Origin of the sequence: Crocosphaera sp. UHCC 0190, from assembly GCF_034932065.1 — a bacterium.
In the GTDB taxonomy this organism is placed as follows: domain Bacteria; phylum Cyanobacteriota; class Cyanobacteriia; order Cyanobacteriales; family Microcystaceae; genus UHCC-0190.
Genome location: NZ_JAYGHP010000010.1, coordinates 54,070 through 70,439, shown reverse-complemented (window position 1 = coordinate 70,439; position 16,370 = coordinate 54,070). Strand labels below are relative to the sequence as shown.

Below are 16,370 nucleotides of genomic sequence, written 5' to 3'. Positions count from 1 at the left end.
AAAACCCATAATATTCCTAAAAAAAGTTAAAAAAGACGGAAATAGCCCCTTGACAAAATCGGGGGGGGTGATATCTTTTAAATGCCTTTATTTGCTCCCTGTGAGGAGTTTTTTAGTCATTAGGTAGTTCAGTCATGTTGATAACTAACAAATTAATTAAAGCCTTTGCTTCCGGTCTCACCACCATCGGCATTACTGCCGTTGTTGGTACTGTTAACGCTCCCTCCGCTTCAGCAGCACAAATGACTTGTTTTGAAGGTTCGGTCATGGAGGGAGAAGAACTTGGCAGTTTGTTTTGTGGTGACAAGTTCTTCTCAAATTTTTTTATCAGCGATCCCTCTGACGAAGGTACTGATATAGTGTCGTTGAAGACTGACGGTTCTCAGTGGGATTTCTTCTTTCAGTTTAATCCTGATTTGGTCGCAGTGGACACCCCAGTAGGCACACCTTTTCGGATATCCTACGATGTTGATATTGATCCCACTAATAATAATTTTTTTGATCTGATGAGCTTGGATGTAACGACAACTACTCCTCCCGGTGTTACGGTAGTCAAGGACATCATTGATTCTAATACGCTACAGGTTCTTGCAACTTTAACTTCTGTGGGTGGAAGTCAGCCTAATGCAGTCAGCATTTTGCCTTTTCATACCAAGAATATTTCAGTTGAATATACCATCACCATTACTGGAGACGGTGCCTTAGACAGCGTGGGTAATGGCCTTACCCAACAACAAGTACCCGAACCCAGCACCCTTTTAGGCTTAGGTGTATTAGGCTTAGGTGGATTGGTTAGCCGCAAGCGCAAAAGCTAAAACCCATGGCTCTCTTGGATTCCGTGTATAGAATCTATCATCATGATACATTCTATAATCTCTCTAAAGCCTGAAAAGCTTGCTCTATCTGACTATGCCTAGATGGGGAGACAAGATAGACCCACGAAACTCAGGAGAGCCAACCCATTTAAGGTAATTGTAGGGAATATTTGCGTGTGAGGAAGTTGAATCGCCTTCCTTAATCATCTGAAAATTGGGTTTGAAACCCCGTCCTTGTAGGACGGCTTTATATGGTAGAATGAATATGGTCACTGACCCACCCGCGACGATGGATTCAGATAGCCTAACGAGCGAAGCCCAGTTTGACTGGCGGCGCAGACAAATCGGTAGACCGGGAAAAGAGGACAGGGCAATGGGCAGTCCACCCCTAGAATCAAAACACACAAGAATTCTCTTGTTTGAGATTTCGACACATAAGAACCGCAGGGCTTGCGGGGATAGTCTGTGGAGCGAACATAAGACCAGAAAACTCCTTGAGGGTGGAGGCTGTTGCTATGAAGCAGAAACCTAAATCGTGAGGTTTGGGAATCCCCGCACTTTTAGGGCGGGGATGATGTCAAATCGTTCCTTTCACCGTCTCATTAACAATATATGTAATGACAGAAAACTTAAATCATGCGTAAGCTTTTTTCAGCTTTATTACTTACTGCCTTAATAACTACACCTGCAATGTTTTCAACGCCAGCCTTGAGTGAAATCCGTAAAGAACGGGTACAATTTCAATCAGGAACATCAGGAACAACTATTCAAGGCAAAATCAAAGGTGAGCAGATTGTCGATTACCTGATTAATGCTAAAGCAGGACAATTAATGACAGTTAGCCTAAATACTAATAATGGGGGAAACTCCTTTAATATTTTTGCCCCTGGAAAAGTGCCAGGCAATGATGGGGCAATGTTCATCGGCGAGACTAATAACAATCAATTTAAAGGTACCCTTCCCGCCTCTGGGGATTACTTAATAAGGGTTGCCCTAATACGAAGTGCAGCGCGACGCAACGAAGTAGCAAACTACAAACTACAAATCAATATTGCAGGTAATACTACCAGTGATGCTAAAGTTCCGGGGACAAATTTTCACGCTACGGGCAATATTCCCTGTTCCATGGGGAATGGACAACCGACGGGATCTTGTCCTTTTGGCGTGACTCGTAAAGGCAATGGTAATGCTGATGTAACGGTAAAAAAACCGGATGGACGAAGCCGCGTGATTTTCTTTGAAAATGGTAAAGCGATTAGTGCTGATGTCAGTCAAGCCGATCCCGGCGAGTTTAGGGCATCTAAAGAAGGGGATCTCTCCATTATTCGTATTGGCAACGAGCGTTACGAAATTCCTGATGCGGTTGTTTTTGGGGGGTGATTTTCAGACTCTTTGATATAAGTCTAATTGACAATTAAGTTAACCAAATTCTTAATTAATCCCTCAGCTTTCATGGGAATAATCTCTTTACCATGAAGCATTTCTTGGGTGAGGGTATGATGAATTAAGGTTCCCACAAAAATATGGGCAATGACTTCAGGATCATCAATGTTTAGTTCAGAATGTTCTTCAAGATAGTTTTTGAGAATAGCGATCGCAGGTTGAGCGACAGTCTGTAAAAATAATTGAGATAATTCAGGATGTTTCTCTGATTCGGCAATAATAAGACGAACAAAGCAAAGATGCTCAGGATCATGAATTTCTTGAAGAATGCGTTGTGCTAATTGGGTTAACACTGCTTGAGGTTCTCCCATTAAAGGTTGGGACCAAACTAAGCGAAATTTTTGACAAGCAACGTATTTAATTAAGGCCGTAAATAATCCTTCTTTATCGCAAAAATAACTATATAGGGTTTGTTTGGAAACCCCAGCAGTTTTGGCAACTTTATCCATACTTGTACCAGCGTAACCATTATTTAAAAACTCTGGTAAAGCTCCTCGCAAAATTTGTTCTGCTTTTTCAGTGAGTCGAATTGTGGGGGGTTTTAGGATCATCATTATCAGGTAATTCTATGAAACAAATTAGTCTTATTCAAACTGTACCGTCTATTCTAATCCATTGCACACCCATCGATAGAGAATTGCCAATGATTTGTGGTCAGGCGATCGCTGATTTGTTGTTCCCAAGTTGATAAGACTTGTTGAAATTGAGGATAATGTAAATCGCCCCGCCAAAGGATCAAAGCATCTTCTCCCGTTTGTTGATAATAGCCTTTACGTCGTCCAGCAATTTTGAAGCCAAATTTTTGATACAAAGTCAGGGCCGCTTGATTAGAAACGCGAACTTCTAGGGTAGCGCGTTCTAGTTGACGTTTCACCGCATCTCGGAGTAATCCATAAAGGAGTAGTTGTCCTAACCCTTGTCCTTGATAATCGGGATGAACCATTAATAAGGTAATATGAGCTTCTTCTAAAATTGCCCAAAAACAGCCACAACCAATCACTGATTTCTGGGGCCCCAATGATAGCAATAAAAAATGACTATTAGGACTAGCCAACTCTCGTTTATAACCATCTATTGTCCAGAGTCCCCCCAAACAGCAATTATCTAGGGCGACAATTTCGCCTAATTGTTCTAACTGAGGAGGATGGAGATTAAGCTGTGACATAGATAAGTAAGTTTGACATTTATTAGCCTATCATTTTCCCCTGGCCCTTGACGAGTTGTTGACAATTTTGGTGTAATAATAAATCACCTGCTACTCTTACCACTTTGATGGTCAATGAAGATTTGGGTAATTTAAGGATTATTTTCGTCCAATCTTATTAACATATTTTGATGACAATTCCAATTATGAAAAACCGATTGAAACCATTTTCTAACATTTTTTGTCACAATACTACCTATAGTCAAGTGCCTCGATTGTAGAGACACCTTATGTGAGGAATGGAATCAATGAAATCTTTGCTTTATGTCCTAAAAACCCTACTACAGATCAATGGTGTGATCGCTGTGTTAGCATTTCTGACCATATTTGCTATGCGTCAGCAAAAGTCGGCAATTGTTGCCACCAGTCCTGAAAGCGCAAAAGGGTTTCACCGTAACATCCAAGATATCCCTTCGGATTATCAACAGCAAATCGAAACTAATCGACAACAAATTGAAGCCCTAAAAGCTGAAAAAGACCAGCAAATCAAGGCTTTGCAAGCACAGTTAGCCACTTACCAAACCCCAAAGGATTTGACCCGATCAGTCAGTCATGCCCCGTCCCCCCAGATTTCTGTGCCTAAAATTGCCAAGACAGCACCAGAAAGTGCAAGAGCAAAGAGTCAAACAACGGATCAAAATAATTCTGCTCAGAGAACTCAATCCCCGTCAAATCCTATCATCCATCCCTCAGTAGCAGTACAGCGTAAAGCAACCCCTAAGCTTGCCAGACAAGTCAACCCTTCTGTTGAGTCATCAAACGCAGCCAATCATGCTTTACAAGAAACAAACCAGACTCTAGCCATGGTTAGTGTCCCGATTTTTGAAGAACCAAATAAGCAGCCCCTTAATTCTGTTCGACAAGAACAACCATTAACTTTGGTAGAGCAAAGCAAACAAAGGCCCATTCAATCAGTAAAAGTTGCTCAATTGGTGGTTACTCCCACAGCAACAACCCCCTTAAAAGCGTCCATTCCCTTAGCCAACGACCTAGCTGCGGGTTTAATTGTTGCCCAACGAGAAAAACAAATCAATTATCGCACCAGAACCTATAAGAAAGTTCAGACAGCGATTCGCTCTCTGCGTAAAGGCAGCAGTTCCAGTTTAGAAGATGCGGCCAATCAGGCCCAGATTGAAGCGTCAGTCTTAAAACAAGTGGCAGAATGGGGGCGGGAACGTCCTGGTCGTTTTGAAAGCACTACCGTGAGTCTGGCCGATTCTGAATCAACTATGACTGATTAGTTTGTCAAGATTCCCTAAAAAGATCAAAGTTTGATCTAAGTTAACCATTATCGACCCTTACCATCATGAAAATCTTACTGGTAGAAGACGACGAAAATATCGCCATTCCTATTGCGGAAGATCTTGATGATCGCAACTATGTGGTAGAAGTCGCCCATGATGGACAATCCGCCTGGGAATTGCTGGATGTTTTCGATTACGACCTCATCTTGTTAGATGTCATGTTGCCTAAGATCGATGGAATAGCTTTGTGTCGGCAGTTGCGTTCGAGTGGCTGTAAAACCCCCATTTTGATGCTAACGGCCAGGGACACCATTAACGACAGGGTAAAAGGGCTTGATGCAGGTGCTGATGATTATTTAGTTAAGCCCTTTGATCTTGAAGAACTTTCTGCACGCATTCGGGCCTTACTTCGCCGAGGAGAAGCGAATTTACTGCCTATTTTGGTCTGGGGTGAGCTTTCTGTTGATCCGAGTACCTGTGAAGTCTCTTATCAGGGCGAAATGTTAAATCTGAGTCCTAAAGAATATCGTCTGTTGGAATTTTTCTTGCGCCATCCTCGCCGTATGTTTAGCCGCGCTCAAATTCTTGATCATCTGTGGTCAATGGATCAGCTACCGGAAGAAGCAACGGTTAAAGCTCATATTAGTAGTTTACGTCAAAAGCTCAAAGCAGCTGGCATGACATCAGATATCATTGAGACGGTTTATGGTTTAGGATATCGCCTCAAAGAGTCTCCTTAGTCAGTTTACCTATGGTTACGTTCCTCATAGATGAGGGTGATAACGGATGTTTCAAAATTTGCGTGTTCGTCTTCTTCTATCATATCTGATAGTTATGGAAGCCATACTCATTCTTTTTAGTGGTGGTATTTATTTTTTGTTCAGTCGCAGTCTTTCTCGGCAACTGGATAATAAATTAATGACTCTCGCTGAAGTTGTTGCTCCCACATTTAGTCAAGTTAAACATCAAGGGACTCAATATTTTACTCAATTAGGTAACGATAATCTTTTTAATTCCAAAACCCAAGCGATTGAATGGTTTGATAGTGAGAAACGTCGTTTAGGAAGTCATGGCAATTTGGTGGTTCCTTTTGAACCACAACCTGGCTTACTGACCCTATATTCTTCTAAACGGTCTTCTTCATCCCGAATTCGGACAATTACCCTATCAGTGTCTTTAAATTCTTCTAATTTTCAGCAATCTTCTTTAAAGGGTTATATTCGTATTAGTCAATCTTTAACGGAATTAGAAGCTGAAAAAAATCAACTATTATTAAATTTAGTAATTGCAACTTTAGCAACATTAGGATTAGTCACCTTGGGGGGGTTTTGGCTGACAGAAAATGCAGTTAAACCCATTGAAAAAAGCGTCCAACAACAGAAACAATTTACCGCCGATGCCTCTCATGAATTACGGGGGCCTTTGACAGCCATTAAAGCTTCTATTGACATTATGAGTCGTCATCCTGAACGTCTTCATGATAAAGATCTGAGAAAAGTAGGGGCGATCGCTAGTGCAACGGAGCAGATGATTCACTTAGTAGAAGATTTACTATTTTTAGCGCGGACTGATACCCCAAATCTCCAATCTAACCCTAAATGGACTCAAATTATGCTGAATAATTTACTTCAAGATTTAGTTGATTTACTCGAACCTTTAGCCCAAGAAAAGAAAATTACCTTAGACTATCAAGATTTAGATAAAGTTTGGGTAATGGGGAATGAAGGACAACTGAAACGTCTCTTTTCTAATCTTATTTATAATGCCCTTAATTATACCCCGGCTGAAGGGTTTGTGATGATTCGTCTTTTACAAAATAATCGTTGGGCTAAAGTGTCTGTAAAAGACACGGGAATTGGTATTCACTCAAAAGATTTACCCCATATTTTTGATCGTTTTTGGCGAGCAGATAAAGTTCGTCATCGCAGTGGAGGGACGGGTTTAGGTTTATCTATTGCTCAGTCGATCGCTCATTATCATCGGGGTAAAATTACCGTTGAAAGTCAGATAGGAATAGGTTCTTATTTTGAGGTAATTATTCCAATACTTGAGATAAAAAAATCTTACTAATTTTGAAAATTATGATGGATTTTAGCAAATTCTAACGCTTCTTTTACGGTTGATATTTTTCCTTCAATTCGAGCAATTGAAATTTCAGTTAATAGCTTGCCTAGTTGGGGACTGGGTTTCATATTTAAGTGTTTAATTAAATCATGTCCGGTGACTAATGGTGAAGGATGAGCAACTTGATCTTGTGGATCTAGATAACGCTTAATTAAACCCAAAAGATTATCAATATTGAGATTTAAAGCCATTGCTAAAACAGCTAAAACTGAAAAACTATCCCCAATTTCTAAAAAGAAAAAGTAGAGTTGTCTCAGAGCAATTTCTCCTTGATTTGTCTTTAACCAAGGTAATAATTTAACAACATTGACAACAGTTTTTATGTCATTTCGAGAATATTTTAAATTGAGTAATTCTGCTTCTGCTTGCTCAGGAAAATGAGAGACTAAACTCGCCAATTTTGCCCGTTGAATAATGGGACTACCATAAATATTTGATTGAGTTTTTAAATCTAAAAAGTTCTTAAATTCTTCTGCTTGCAAATGACTCTCTAAGAATTTAATTGTTTGATCGATTTTTTCTAATCGCTCATAATTATCTTCATTTATCATTGAGAACCAATATTTTAATAAGCCATCTTTGCCAATCTCAGTTAACCAATAACTCCCTCTTGGGTTGAGCAATAAATAATTTAATTCAGCTTGAACTCGCTCAGCAGCTACATGATTAATTAAACTCCCTAAATCTCGAATTGTTTCCCTGGTTTTGGGTTCAATGGTAAAATTTAATTGGGCAGCTTGTCGATAAGCTCTTAATAATCTTAAGGGATCATCTTGGAGATTTTTTCGTGAGATCATTCTTAAGGTTTTGCTCTGTAAATCCTTTAATCCTTCTAAGGGATCTAGCAATTTTTGTTGATGGAAATTGTAGGCGATCGCATTAATAGTAAAATCTCGTCGCTGTAAATCCTTTTCTACACTTTCTCCTTCTTGTTGAGCAAAATCAACGGTTCCCTCTTTAAAAACTACTCTGGCAATATTTCTGGTAGCATCTAAAACCACAAAACCTGCATGGTAGTGGTTGGCGATTTTTCGAGCAGTTTCTATAGCTGACTGGGGTAAAACAAAGTCTAAATCTAAATAATCTCGTTGACAGTTAAGCAAAGCATCTCGTACCGCACCCCCGACTAAACAAGCTGCTGAGGGTAATAAATCTAAACAAAAAGGTAAAGTCTGTACTGATAAATTGAAAATGGGATTTTGTTCAGTCATCTACAATGAAAAATAAACCATAAAATATGGGCAAAATTTCTTAACTTGAGTTAGATTAAAAAGTATAAAGATGGATTGAGGACAAACGTATGTGTATTTGTATCAATTGCCACTACGTTGATCGTTGTACAACTTACAATGCAGTTGAAGAACAGCACCAACAACCCCATTTAACCAATAGTCCCACCTTTGAACCAACAGAACCCACCATCAATGTGAATATTCGCCCAAAAGATGATTATATCGAAATGGAGTGGGATGTGGTTGGTTGTGAAAGCTTTTTAGAGGAAAGGGGTAAATGGATTAAATTACGCCCTGGTGAAGCTGTTCCTACTTAATCAGCTAAATATTGACGACTCCCACCGTTACAGCGACGAGAGGAGCTTAACGGGGGATTCTCGAAGGACGTTAATCCTTACTGGCTGTCTCAAGCAGACCCTAGACACTTGCTCAAAACTGAGTTTGTGCTTACTTTTAAGACCGATTCCCAAACTTCCATTACAATCTGTGTTTTAGTATTATGGGGATGTCTGTTGAGTATTGACAAAACCTCCTTTGATCCCAAGAGCAGGTTTCCTAAGTTTGATAGGGGATCTTGATCGGCGACAAGGTAGTACAGAAGCCCAACAACCCCCATCTAAGGGTTTAAAATAAATTACATCATTGACTTGTTTTTTAATTAAAGCTTGATTAGGAAAAGGTGAAGGTAGTAAAAAATTAGGTTTGTTTAATCCGATGATCATCATACTACCCAGAAATATCCCCAAAATCCCCAAAAATTTCCACTTTTTCTTAGACTTGCTTAACTTGATTAGCTTATCATTTTTTAGAATAAATTGTCTTTTTAAAAATATAGCTAATAATAAAGCTGGCAATATTAATAAATAGCCTAAACCAAAACGAATTAAAGGACCTTGAAGGAAAATAAACATTATACCTAATACCCCTAAACCAGATACCCAAATTCCCCCTTTCAAAGAGGGTTTCCATAACATCTTCGACAAACAAATCAAACAACCCAAACTAAGGACAGCAAGAATCATCATTACTAGATTAAGTAAACGGGCAGTTATCCATTGAGTTATCAACCATAACACGGGATTTTCCCCTGCAGATGGTTGTCCAAACCAATTCTCTAAATTACTAGTTTCTGCGGCAAAATTTTGAGTCTCTTCTAGAGATTGTGACCAAGGAACATCAAGACATAATAAAGAAGAAGGATAAAGGGGACAGCCGGATGTCCACAAACCGACTAAAATCATAGGAAGCAATAATATAACAACAACCAGAATCCCTTCTATTAGTCGCCCCATAGATTTTCTTTCGTACCATCCATAGAAAATTCCTGTGATAAATAACAAAGGTAATGCTGATAACTTAATAGTTACGGCACCAACCCCTAATAACAAGGGAAGAAAAGATAGTTGTTGCTTGAGAATTGAAGGTTTAATGACAATCACGGAGGAATCTCTTGTTAGCAATATTGCCCATGCTGTCATTCCAATGGATAAAGCAATGGGCCAGTCTGGTGATAGAGAAACCAGGATGGATTGCATTTCTTGAGATGAAGCGAGATACAGTAACAGTAGAGAATTAAAGCTAATGGCAAACCCATCACACAAATGAGCTTTTCTTCTGATGCCTCGCCAGAAACTCAAATATAGATGACCTAGCATTACTAAAAACAGAAAACTGTTTGCTACAGCACCCGCCCGAAATGCTACAATACTTCCATTAAAGGGTGCAATAAAAGCAAACCAAGATGAAGTGATCCCTAAATTTTTTAAAATTAAAACAAGTCCCGGAACAACGCCAAACTCGGATAACCAGCGCATCGCTGAATAATGATAGGCACCTGATTCTGACCAAGTGACTTGTGTTGTGGTCAACAAGGCAACTCCCCAAGTCAGGGTTAAGATTGGTAAGAGAAAATTTAAGGAGAGTCTTGACTTTAAAGTTATGATTTCTTGGCGCACAGTGGGTGAGAGAAGACACAAAAAGCTGCAACTAAGAATGATGATCATTCCTGTGGGAAAGGATAGGGGCATGATTAGGGCTGTGGCTAGAAAGAGATTCGCCAGAAAAATGACTCCTAACCAGACCGCTATAATGACTCGATCTCCAATACGCTTTAATCCTTGGGAAAAACAGATTTGTAGGATCAATATACCTAGGAGATAACTACTAAAACCCAAGAATACCCAAATTAATAAAAAATAAATCATTAGAGTTTATTTGAAAGTTAATTAATATCAAGTCTAAATGAATAGACAAGATTCATCAATTAAGCGAAACCCCAATCAAGAAAAAGAAAAGAAAAAAGTAAAGCAAAGAAGAGAAAAAATATAATCGGTAACTAAACCGATATTTCTAAACAATTACTTTTTTGGCAATTGATCGTTTTGAGGAAGAAACTGTGTTTTTTTTCTGGTTCTCCGTCACAAAATCCTCATGGTAAGAACGTTCCGTATTGACATTCCACAGGTCATGGTTTGCACCCATAATGTTTTCTGCGGCTAAGAGTGCTGATAGCATGGAATGATCCTGATTATTATAGCGGTGCATTCCATTACGTCCAGCAGTTTGTAAATTCTCGAAAGAATCTACATAGTCTTGCAACACCTGTAAATGTTGCTTATATTCGCCGTCATACACAGGATAGGCTTTCTTTTGGCGAATGACTGTGCCATCTTCTACTTTGCGAATGTCATCTACTAAGCCTAGATTGACAATCTCTTCACTAGCGAGTCGAATCAAATCTTGATTGTCCATTTCCCATAAATCATCCCCTTCACTACAGAAATATTCCATTCCTAAACAAGTCTTATTGTTGTCAGGAACCATGGCCGGACTCCAATTTTTAAAGTTCTGAATGCGGCCAACTTTGAATTTTGGACTGTGGATATAAATCCAATTGTCAGGAAATAGCTGTTCTTGGTTGATAACAATGGGAACAATTAAGAAATCCCGATATTTCAGACTACGGGCAGCCTTAAGAACATAATCTGGGGGTAAAGGATCTAAACGATGCATCAAGGCCGTCACAGGCATGGTATTAATGAACTGATCTCCCTTGATTTCAAAGGTTTCATCCCCTTTTTTGGCAATAATACGGGTAATACGCTTTCCTTCTCGCTCAACTCTGACGACTTCCGTATTTAATAAGACAGGAGAACCTTGAGCATCTAATTTCTCTTGAAATCGTTCCCACATCATCCCCGGCCCCAAAAGAGGATAATCAAACTCTTTAATGAGGGTTTTCGTGTCATTACTACCAAAAAAGGCATTGATCACGGCTTTTTTCAGGGATAATCCCTTAATTCTCTGTGCTGCCCAATCTGCCCTAATTTGAGTACAAGGAATGCCCCAAACTTTTTCGGTATAACTTTTGAAGAATGTTTGATATAAACGTTCGCCAAAACGGTTTGTTACCCATTGTTCAAAATTATCTTCTACGGGTAGGGGACGAACTTTCGCTTTAAAATAACTATACAGAATTAATAAACTCTGCAGAATTCCTAAATTACTTACGGCATTAAGGGGTTCTAAAGGATAACTAAAAAATTTGCCTTTGTAATAGATACGAGATAAACGGGGAACCTTGATGAATTCATCTCCTAATACTTCTTTCCAGAGATGTTGTACTTGGGGAACTTTCGTGAAAAAGCGGTGGCCGCCAATATCGAAGCGATAGTCTTTGTAGGTTTCAGTCCGAGAAATTCCTCCAACGCGATCACCTTTTTCTAAAACCACAGAGTGTAACCCATGTTTGGTTAATTGATAAGCAGCCGTTAACCCAGCAGGCCCCCCACCAATAACAACCGTTAAGGGAAAATTATTATGGTGATGAGTGTGATGATTATTGGTAGTAGTTGCTTGCATGAATAATGGACTCCTTTTCTTGATAAATTGGTTAAATTTAAACGGTTATTAAGCCTGACGAGACAAGGTTGGGTGATCGCCTTTCAGCCGATACTTCGCTGTGCCAATGGCAAAGGCTAACCCACTATAGAAGTAATAAAGCCAATGCCAAGGGAGGGTCTGTAAAGTGAAGAGTAAACCCCGTTTTTTCAGAAAAAATTGATACACTGGCCAATTAAGTATAATTAGTCCTAGTATGAGTAACCCTCCGAATAACAATAGGGTCGGAAACCAAAAACTCGCCACAGCCGTTATTAAAAGTAGATAAATAAAAATAACACTGAGACGACTAGACAATTGCAAGTTTAAATCATTGACAAAATTGCGATCGCGGTGAATCAATTCTGTCCAAGGCAAAGCCCGATAGAAGAAATCGGCCCGTAGTAGTGAGTAGGGTGTCCAATGCTTAAGATGTTTGACATAGATGTTTTTACACAAGCGAATCCGGTAGCCTTTAGCCTTGAGACGATAGCCTAACTCAATATCTTCAATACAAGGACGGCGATAACTTTCGTCAAATCCTCCCATTTCCCCAAAAATATCCCGTCTAATCCCACCACAGGCCCCCCAAAATGTAGAGGCTTCTTCAGAACCGATTTGATGGTTGTAATGGTGAAATAGATTTTTATACTGAGAGAGAAAATTAGATGCTCCTGGTTGATCATCATAAGATCCCATTAATGCAGCCAAATCTGGGTCATTTTGAAAAACAGTAACAATTTTTTCAAGGGTATCGGGATGAATAGTGACATCAGCGTCCATAAAAAATAAAATGTCCCCTTTCGCTATTTCAGCCCCTCGATTTCTCGCTCTAGCTGGCCCTTGATTTGTTTTTAGCTGTAGAACTTTTGCCCCAAAATCTTCGGCAACTTGATAAGATTCACTATCATCTCCGTCCACGACAACGATTACCTCAGCAGGGGACAGTAAACTTTTTGACAAACTTGCTAGGCAATTAGAAAAAGCTTTGCCTCCTTTATAAACAGGGATAATCACAGAAATGGATAAGAGTGAGAAGTTGTTATCAACCATTGATTGACTTTTCGTCTCCTAATTGGCTTTATTTACAAAATTATATATTTGTTTCCTGTTTATTATGTTGTTGCAATGTATAACTTATGTATAACTTATGTATAACTTATGTATAACTTCCTAAAACCCATCCTTTAGGCACACATAAATCAATAAAATAAACATGGATAAAAGGTAGAAGACTTGAATCCCTTTGGAGAAACTAAAAAAGATGACTGGCCAGAAAAGAGGTAAAACCCTTTCAAGGAAAGGGTTTCATGGATGTGGCTGTTTTTCACGTTGCAATACCCCAAGCAGAAGCAGTCTCTGTTCCTTTATCCGTAGCTTGATGAAGCCAATAACTTGTCCACGTCATGGGACTTAACATTAGACATAAAGTTTCTCGTGTTAAAGGGGATAGAGAAGAAAAAGCTATATCATGGCAGAGGATTGTTACGGGATTAATAAAAGTTGCCGTCTTGTGACAGGGCAAATCAACTAAAGCTTTGAGTTCATCGAAAGTATAACCTCGTCTAACATGACCCCATTCTTGCATAACATCTTGAGCAGTGGGACACCAATCTTTCATAAAGTTATAGTAAGGAAATCGCCAATTTTCATTGGGGGTACTGATTAAGATAAATCCCTTGGGTTTTAAGACTCGTTTTGCTTCAGAAATAGCTTTTTCATGATCGGGAATATGTTCAAGAACATCAAACATTGTTATTGCATCAAAGGATTCATTTTCAAAAGGTAATTGGGTAGCATCTCCACAAACAAAATTGATATTTTTCTTTTGATTACAAGGGGCATTAGCAAAGTCGGGATTAACATCTAAATTGCTGATTTCTGCCTGGGGATACAGCAGAGACGTTAACCCGCTTTGTCCACCGCCAACTTCTAGAATCTTCTGAAAAGGTTGATCGGGGGAAATTCGATAAATTGCCCGCATTTTTTCTCGATAAAAAAATCCTTGAGTGAATGGATGGGGGAAGGGATTGTGGCTGAGAAATTCTGATAAGGAAGATTTATAAATTGTCATATTGATTTTGGATGTGAGTTCATTAAGTGAATAAAGCTTATTATTTTATTGATTTTATTTTTGATAACGATGACGTAAATAATAAAAAAGTCCTGCGATACATCCCAAAACTTCAGAAAGTAAGGTTTTTTGTTTCAAACCAAATCCATAAAAGAATCCTGCCATTAGAACCCCTAAATAATGTTTCGGTAAATCAACAAAAACTCGATACAGATTCCCTTTATGATGATAATGCTCATATTGAATCAGTAAAGCTGTGACATGACCTTTCATATAAGCATACATTTGCTGGTTTAAATCAGTCATTTCTCGACGATGATAGTGAAAAACAACGGCAGTGGGTTCATAAAGACAAATTCCCCCTTCCGCAAGGATACGATACCACATTTCAGAATCTTCACTACATCCTGATGCCCCTGCTCCTAATCTCTCATCAAAATTGCCAACTTTGTCCAAAATTTGTCGCCGAAACGCCATATTTGCCCCTGCACCAATGCGCCAAACGGGAACGCCCCAAGGGAGATTATAGTCAAAAAAGCCATGATCAAAGGTTTTTGGGCGATATCCCCAGCCAAAACTGCCTAATTCGACTTCAAATATCTGTTGAGACTCGGTTTCTAATTCAGCAGGTAGCACTTGTCCTGTAACCGCCATTAGGTTAGGATCACTAAAGGTTTGTCCTAAGCGGAATATCCAATCAGGATGCACTACCACATCATCATCAGTAAAGGCAATAATCTCCCCAGTCGCCTGACGAATTCCCGTATTACGAGCAATACTTAACCCTTTTCGGGGTTCATGGATATAGCGCATTCCCCACAATTCAGTCATTTGTTTAACTTTATCAGAGGAAATTGAAGCATTATCAACAATAATTATTTCTTTAGGAAAATGGGACAGTTTTTGCAGGGATTCTAAGCATCTTGTTAAGGATTCAGGACGATTACGGGTACAAATAATTAAGGAAATGTTTTTATTAAAAGGTTTTGTATCAATTTCTGCGATTTTTTGCTCTAATTCTGCTAAAGATTTTTCTAGCTTAACCAATGTTGTCCAATCTACGGATTCCGTTTTACAGGATAAGAGATAGGAATCATTGAAGGAAACAAGGGATTCTCGGAAACCATTAGGAAAGAGATAATAGCCGATAGTAGGCGTAATTGCTTGAATAGCCAAGTTAACAATAGCTATTGCTGATAGGGGTAATTGTTCGGCGAGAATTGCTTGATGCCCAAGGGGAATGGTTTTCCACCAAAAAACGAGGTAAATTTTTTCGGCTTCTGATACCGTCGAAATCGCTGAAATTCCCTGACTTAAATCAATTTGTAAAATTTTCCAAGGAAGAACCATAATATAATTAGTATTTTTTCGTAAAACCTTAATTTAACTAACTTTAGCGCATCCTAGTAAAGCTTGTCGTTCTTGAGGATTTAACCAAAAGAGTTGCCAGAGACCTAGCCACCACCCCTTGAGGAAACTACCGTAAAGACTCACTTCCGTCAAGGATTTTCCCCATCTTAGGTTGTGTAACGTCCAAGTTATTAATTTTAATCCCTCTCGTATCCCATAAGCGATTGAAGTCATTAACCAAAGGGGATAGGATTTTCCCCAGAGCAGAGAATCGCCGAATAATTTACTACCACCTAATCCAATATTCATTTTATGCAAATAATCTAGAGAAATCCGATATTCAGGGATAAGATGCTGTAATTGACAAGCTGGATTGTACCATAGGTCATATTTTGAGGCTAATCTTAGCCCTATTTCTACGTCTCCGCCAGAAATCAGCTTTTTACCGACTCTATCAGCTAATAACTGTTTATCTATCCATCCCACATCTTCTAACGCAGTGCGACGGATAACCATTCCCGCACCAACAATACAGGGTACTGTCTGCACTTCCTCCCCGTGATTTTGTTCAGCATAGCAGTATCCAAACTTGATAATTTCATCAGAAGGTTGAATTTGCCAGTCTAATATCACTTTTCCCCCAAATCCTCCACATTTAGGCTGAGATTTAGCAAAAATCGCCGCTTGTTCTACCCAATCAGGAGCAAGAAGACAGTCATCATCAACAAACGCAATCCACTCTCCTGATGTATTTTTTACGCCACACAATCGCGCTGGTGTTAGTCCTTGAATCAGTTCTATTACCATTCTTAAAGTAAATTTTGCTGTTTTTTGATATTTTTCGACAATTTCAACCGTTTCGTCGGTGCAGTTATTATTAACAACGAGAACCCCCCATTTAATCTTAGGGGAAACCACTTGTTCTCTGATCGCCCCTAAAACTCGATCCAGCAAAAGGGCATTGTTATAAGTACAAATAACTAAATCCAGCGATAGGTTTTCCAT

At 39.2% G+C, this 16,370-nt stretch carries 15 protein-coding genes; 6 read left to right on the top strand and 9 right to left on the bottom strand.

What is annotated here, in order from left to right; all coding sequences use genetic code 11:
- Positions 1 to 134 precede the first annotated feature (134 nt).
- Together VB715_RS14790 and VB715_RS14785 are read left to right on the top strand one after the other, a co-directional pair.
- The gene (locus VB715_RS14790) at positions 135 to 815 is read left to right on the top strand and encodes a PEP-CTERM sorting domain-containing protein (RefSeq protein WP_323301985.1); all 681 of its coding nucleotides are present in this window, start codon (positions 135 to 137) and stop codon (positions 813 to 815) included.
- Between the two features lie 636 nt (positions 816 to 1,451).
- Positions 1,452 to 2,195: a hypothetical protein gene (locus VB715_RS14785; RefSeq protein WP_323301984.1), complete on the top strand. Its 744-nt coding sequence runs from the start codon at positions 1,452 to 1,454 to the stop codon at positions 2,193 to 2,195.
- A gap of 23 nt (positions 2,196 to 2,218) precedes the next feature.
- On the opposite strand, the gene VB715_RS14780 is transcribed toward VB715_RS14785, so the two are convergent.
- Together VB715_RS14780 and rimI are read right to left on the bottom strand one after the other, a co-directional pair.
- Positions 2,219 to 2,812: a TetR/AcrR family transcriptional regulator gene (locus VB715_RS14780; RefSeq protein WP_323301983.1), complete on the bottom strand. Its 594-nt coding sequence runs from the start codon at positions 2,810 to 2,812 to the stop codon at positions 2,219 to 2,221.
- Positions 2,813 to 2,865: 53 nt separating this feature from the next.
- The gene (gene rimI / locus VB715_RS14775) at positions 2,866 to 3,423 is read right to left on the bottom strand and encodes a ribosomal protein S18-alanine N-acetyltransferase (protein WP_323301982.1); all 558 of its coding nucleotides are present in this window, start codon (positions 3,421 to 3,423) and stop codon (positions 2,866 to 2,868) included.
- A gap of 287 nt (positions 3,424 to 3,710) precedes the next feature.
- On the opposite strand from rimI, the gene VB715_RS14770 reads away from it, so the two are divergent.
- The 3 genes from VB715_RS14770 (at position 3,711) to VB715_RS14760 (ending at position 6,776) form a co-directional block, all read left to right on the top strand.
- Positions 3,711 to 4,703, top strand: coding sequence for a hypothetical protein (locus tag VB715_RS14770; RefSeq protein ID WP_323301981.1), 993 nt, complete (start codon positions 3,711 to 3,713; stop codon positions 4,701 to 4,703).
- Between the two features lie 65 nt (positions 4,704 to 4,768).
- Positions 4,769 to 5,446 (top strand): response regulator transcription factor, encoded by a 678-nt coding sequence (locus tag VB715_RS14765; RefSeq protein WP_323301980.1) that lies wholly within the window; start codon positions 4,769 to 4,771, stop codon positions 5,444 to 5,446.
- Positions 5,447 to 5,540: 94 nt separating this feature from the next.
- Positions 5,541 to 6,776 (top strand): HAMP domain-containing sensor histidine kinase, encoded by a 1,236-nt coding sequence (locus VB715_RS14760; RefSeq protein WP_323301979.1) that lies wholly within the window; start codon positions 5,541 to 5,543, stop codon positions 6,774 to 6,776.
- Here VB715_RS14760 and VB715_RS14755 read toward each other — a convergent pair.
- Positions 6,773 to 8,041: a CCA tRNA nucleotidyltransferase gene (locus VB715_RS14755; RefSeq protein ID WP_323301978.1), complete on the bottom strand. Its 1,269-nt coding sequence runs from the start codon at positions 8,039 to 8,041 to the stop codon at positions 6,773 to 6,775. The genes VB715_RS14760 and VB715_RS14755 overlap by 4 nt on opposite strands.
- Positions 8,042 to 8,130: 89 nt before the next feature.
- Here VB715_RS14755 and VB715_RS14750 point away from each other — a divergent pair, with 89 nt between their 5' ends.
- A complete protein-coding gene (locus VB715_RS14750) occupies positions 8,131 to 8,379 on the top strand; it encodes a Ycf34 family protein (protein ID WP_323301977.1) in 249 nt (82 codons plus the stop codon).
- Positions 8,380 to 8,559: 180 nt separating this feature from the next.
- Here the strand turns inward: VB715_RS14750 and VB715_RS14745 are convergent, their stop codons facing one another.
- From VB715_RS14745 to VB715_RS14715, 6 genes are all read right to left on the bottom strand, one after another.
- A complete protein-coding gene (locus VB715_RS14745) occupies positions 8,560 to 10,266 on the bottom strand; it encodes an LIC_10190 family membrane protein (RefSeq protein ID WP_323301976.1) in 1,707 nt (568 codons plus the stop codon).
- A gap of 145 nt (positions 10,267 to 10,411) precedes the next feature.
- Entirely contained in the window at positions 10,412 to 11,923 is a 1,512-nt protein-coding gene (locus VB715_RS14735; RefSeq protein WP_323301975.1) for an NAD(P)/FAD-dependent oxidoreductase, read from the bottom strand.
- Positions 11,924 to 11,971: 48 nt separating this feature from the next.
- Entirely contained in the window at positions 11,972 to 12,994 is a 1,023-nt protein-coding gene (locus VB715_RS14730) for a glycosyltransferase family 2 protein (RefSeq protein WP_323301974.1), read from the bottom strand.
- A 274-nt stretch (positions 12,995 to 13,268) separates the two neighbouring features.
- Positions 13,269 to 14,015 carry a class I SAM-dependent methyltransferase gene (locus VB715_RS14725; RefSeq protein ID WP_323301973.1) on the bottom strand — a complete coding sequence of 249 codons (747 nt, stop codon included), beginning with the start codon at positions 14,013 to 14,015 and terminating at the stop codon, positions 13,269 to 13,271.
- Positions 14,016 to 14,069: 54 nt separating this feature from the next.
- Positions 14,070 to 15,365, bottom strand: a complete 1,296-nt coding sequence (locus tag VB715_RS14720) for a glycosyltransferase family 2 protein (RefSeq protein ID WP_323301972.1) — start codon at positions 15,363 to 15,365, stop codon at positions 14,070 to 14,072.
- A 33-nt stretch (positions 15,366 to 15,398) separates the two neighbouring features.
- Positions 15,399 to 16,370 carry a glycosyltransferase gene (locus tag VB715_RS14715; RefSeq protein WP_323301971.1) on the bottom strand — a complete coding sequence of 324 codons (972 nt, stop codon included), beginning with the start codon at positions 16,368 to 16,370 and terminating at the stop codon, positions 15,399 to 15,401.

Bases quoted from the DNA above. Each gene is read 5' to 3' on its own strand.
- VB715_RS14735 (WP_323301975.1), bottom strand. From the start codon at position 11,923: ATGCAAGCAACTACTACCAATAATCATCACACTCATCACCATAATAAT.
- VB715_RS14760 (WP_323301979.1), top strand. From the start codon at position 5,541: ATGGAAGCCATACTCATTCTTTTTAGTGGTGGTATTTATTTTTTGTTC.
- VB715_RS14745 (WP_323301976.1), bottom strand. From the start codon at position 10,266: ATGATTTATTTTTTATTAATTTGGGTATTCTTGGGTTTTAGTAGTTAT.
- VB715_RS14730 (WP_323301974.1), bottom strand. From the start codon at position 12,994: ATGGTTGATAACAACTTCTCACTCTTATCCATTTCTGTGATTATCCCT.
- VB715_RS14770 (WP_323301981.1), top strand. From the start codon at position 3,711: ATGAAATCTTTGCTTTATGTCCTAAAAACCCTACTACAGATCAATGGT.
- VB715_RS14765 (WP_323301980.1), top strand. From the start codon at position 4,769: ATGAAAATCTTACTGGTAGAAGACGACGAAAATATCGCCATTCCTATT.
- VB715_RS14780 (WP_323301983.1), bottom strand. From the start codon at position 2,812: ATGATGATCCTAAAACCCCCCACAATTCGACTCACTGAAAAAGCAGAA.
- VB715_RS14725 (WP_323301973.1), bottom strand. From the start codon at position 14,015: ATGACAATTTATAAATCTTCCTTATCAGAATTTCTCAGCCACAATCCC.
- VB715_RS14750 (WP_323301977.1), top strand. From the start codon at position 8,131: ATGTGTATTTGTATCAATTGCCACTACGTTGATCGTTGTACAACTTAC.
- VB715_RS14790 (WP_323301985.1), top strand. From the start codon at position 135: ATGTTGATAACTAACAAATTAATTAAAGCCTTTGCTTCCGGTCTCACC.
- rimI (WP_323301982.1), bottom strand. From the start codon at position 3,423: ATGTCACAGCTTAATCTCCATCCTCCTCAGTTAGAACAATTAGGCGAA.
- VB715_RS14715 (WP_323301971.1), bottom strand. From the start codon at position 16,370: ATGGAAAACCTATCGCTGGATTTAGTTATTTGTACTTATAACAATGCC.
- VB715_RS14755 (WP_323301978.1), bottom strand. From the start codon at position 8,041: ATGACTGAACAAAATCCCATTTTCAATTTATCAGTACAGACTTTACCT.
- VB715_RS14720 (WP_323301972.1), bottom strand. From the start codon at position 15,365: ATGGTTCTTCCTTGGAAAATTTTACAAATTGATTTAAGTCAGGGAATT.
- VB715_RS14785 (WP_323301984.1), top strand. From the start codon at position 1,452: ATGCGTAAGCTTTTTTCAGCTTTATTACTTACTGCCTTAATAACTACA.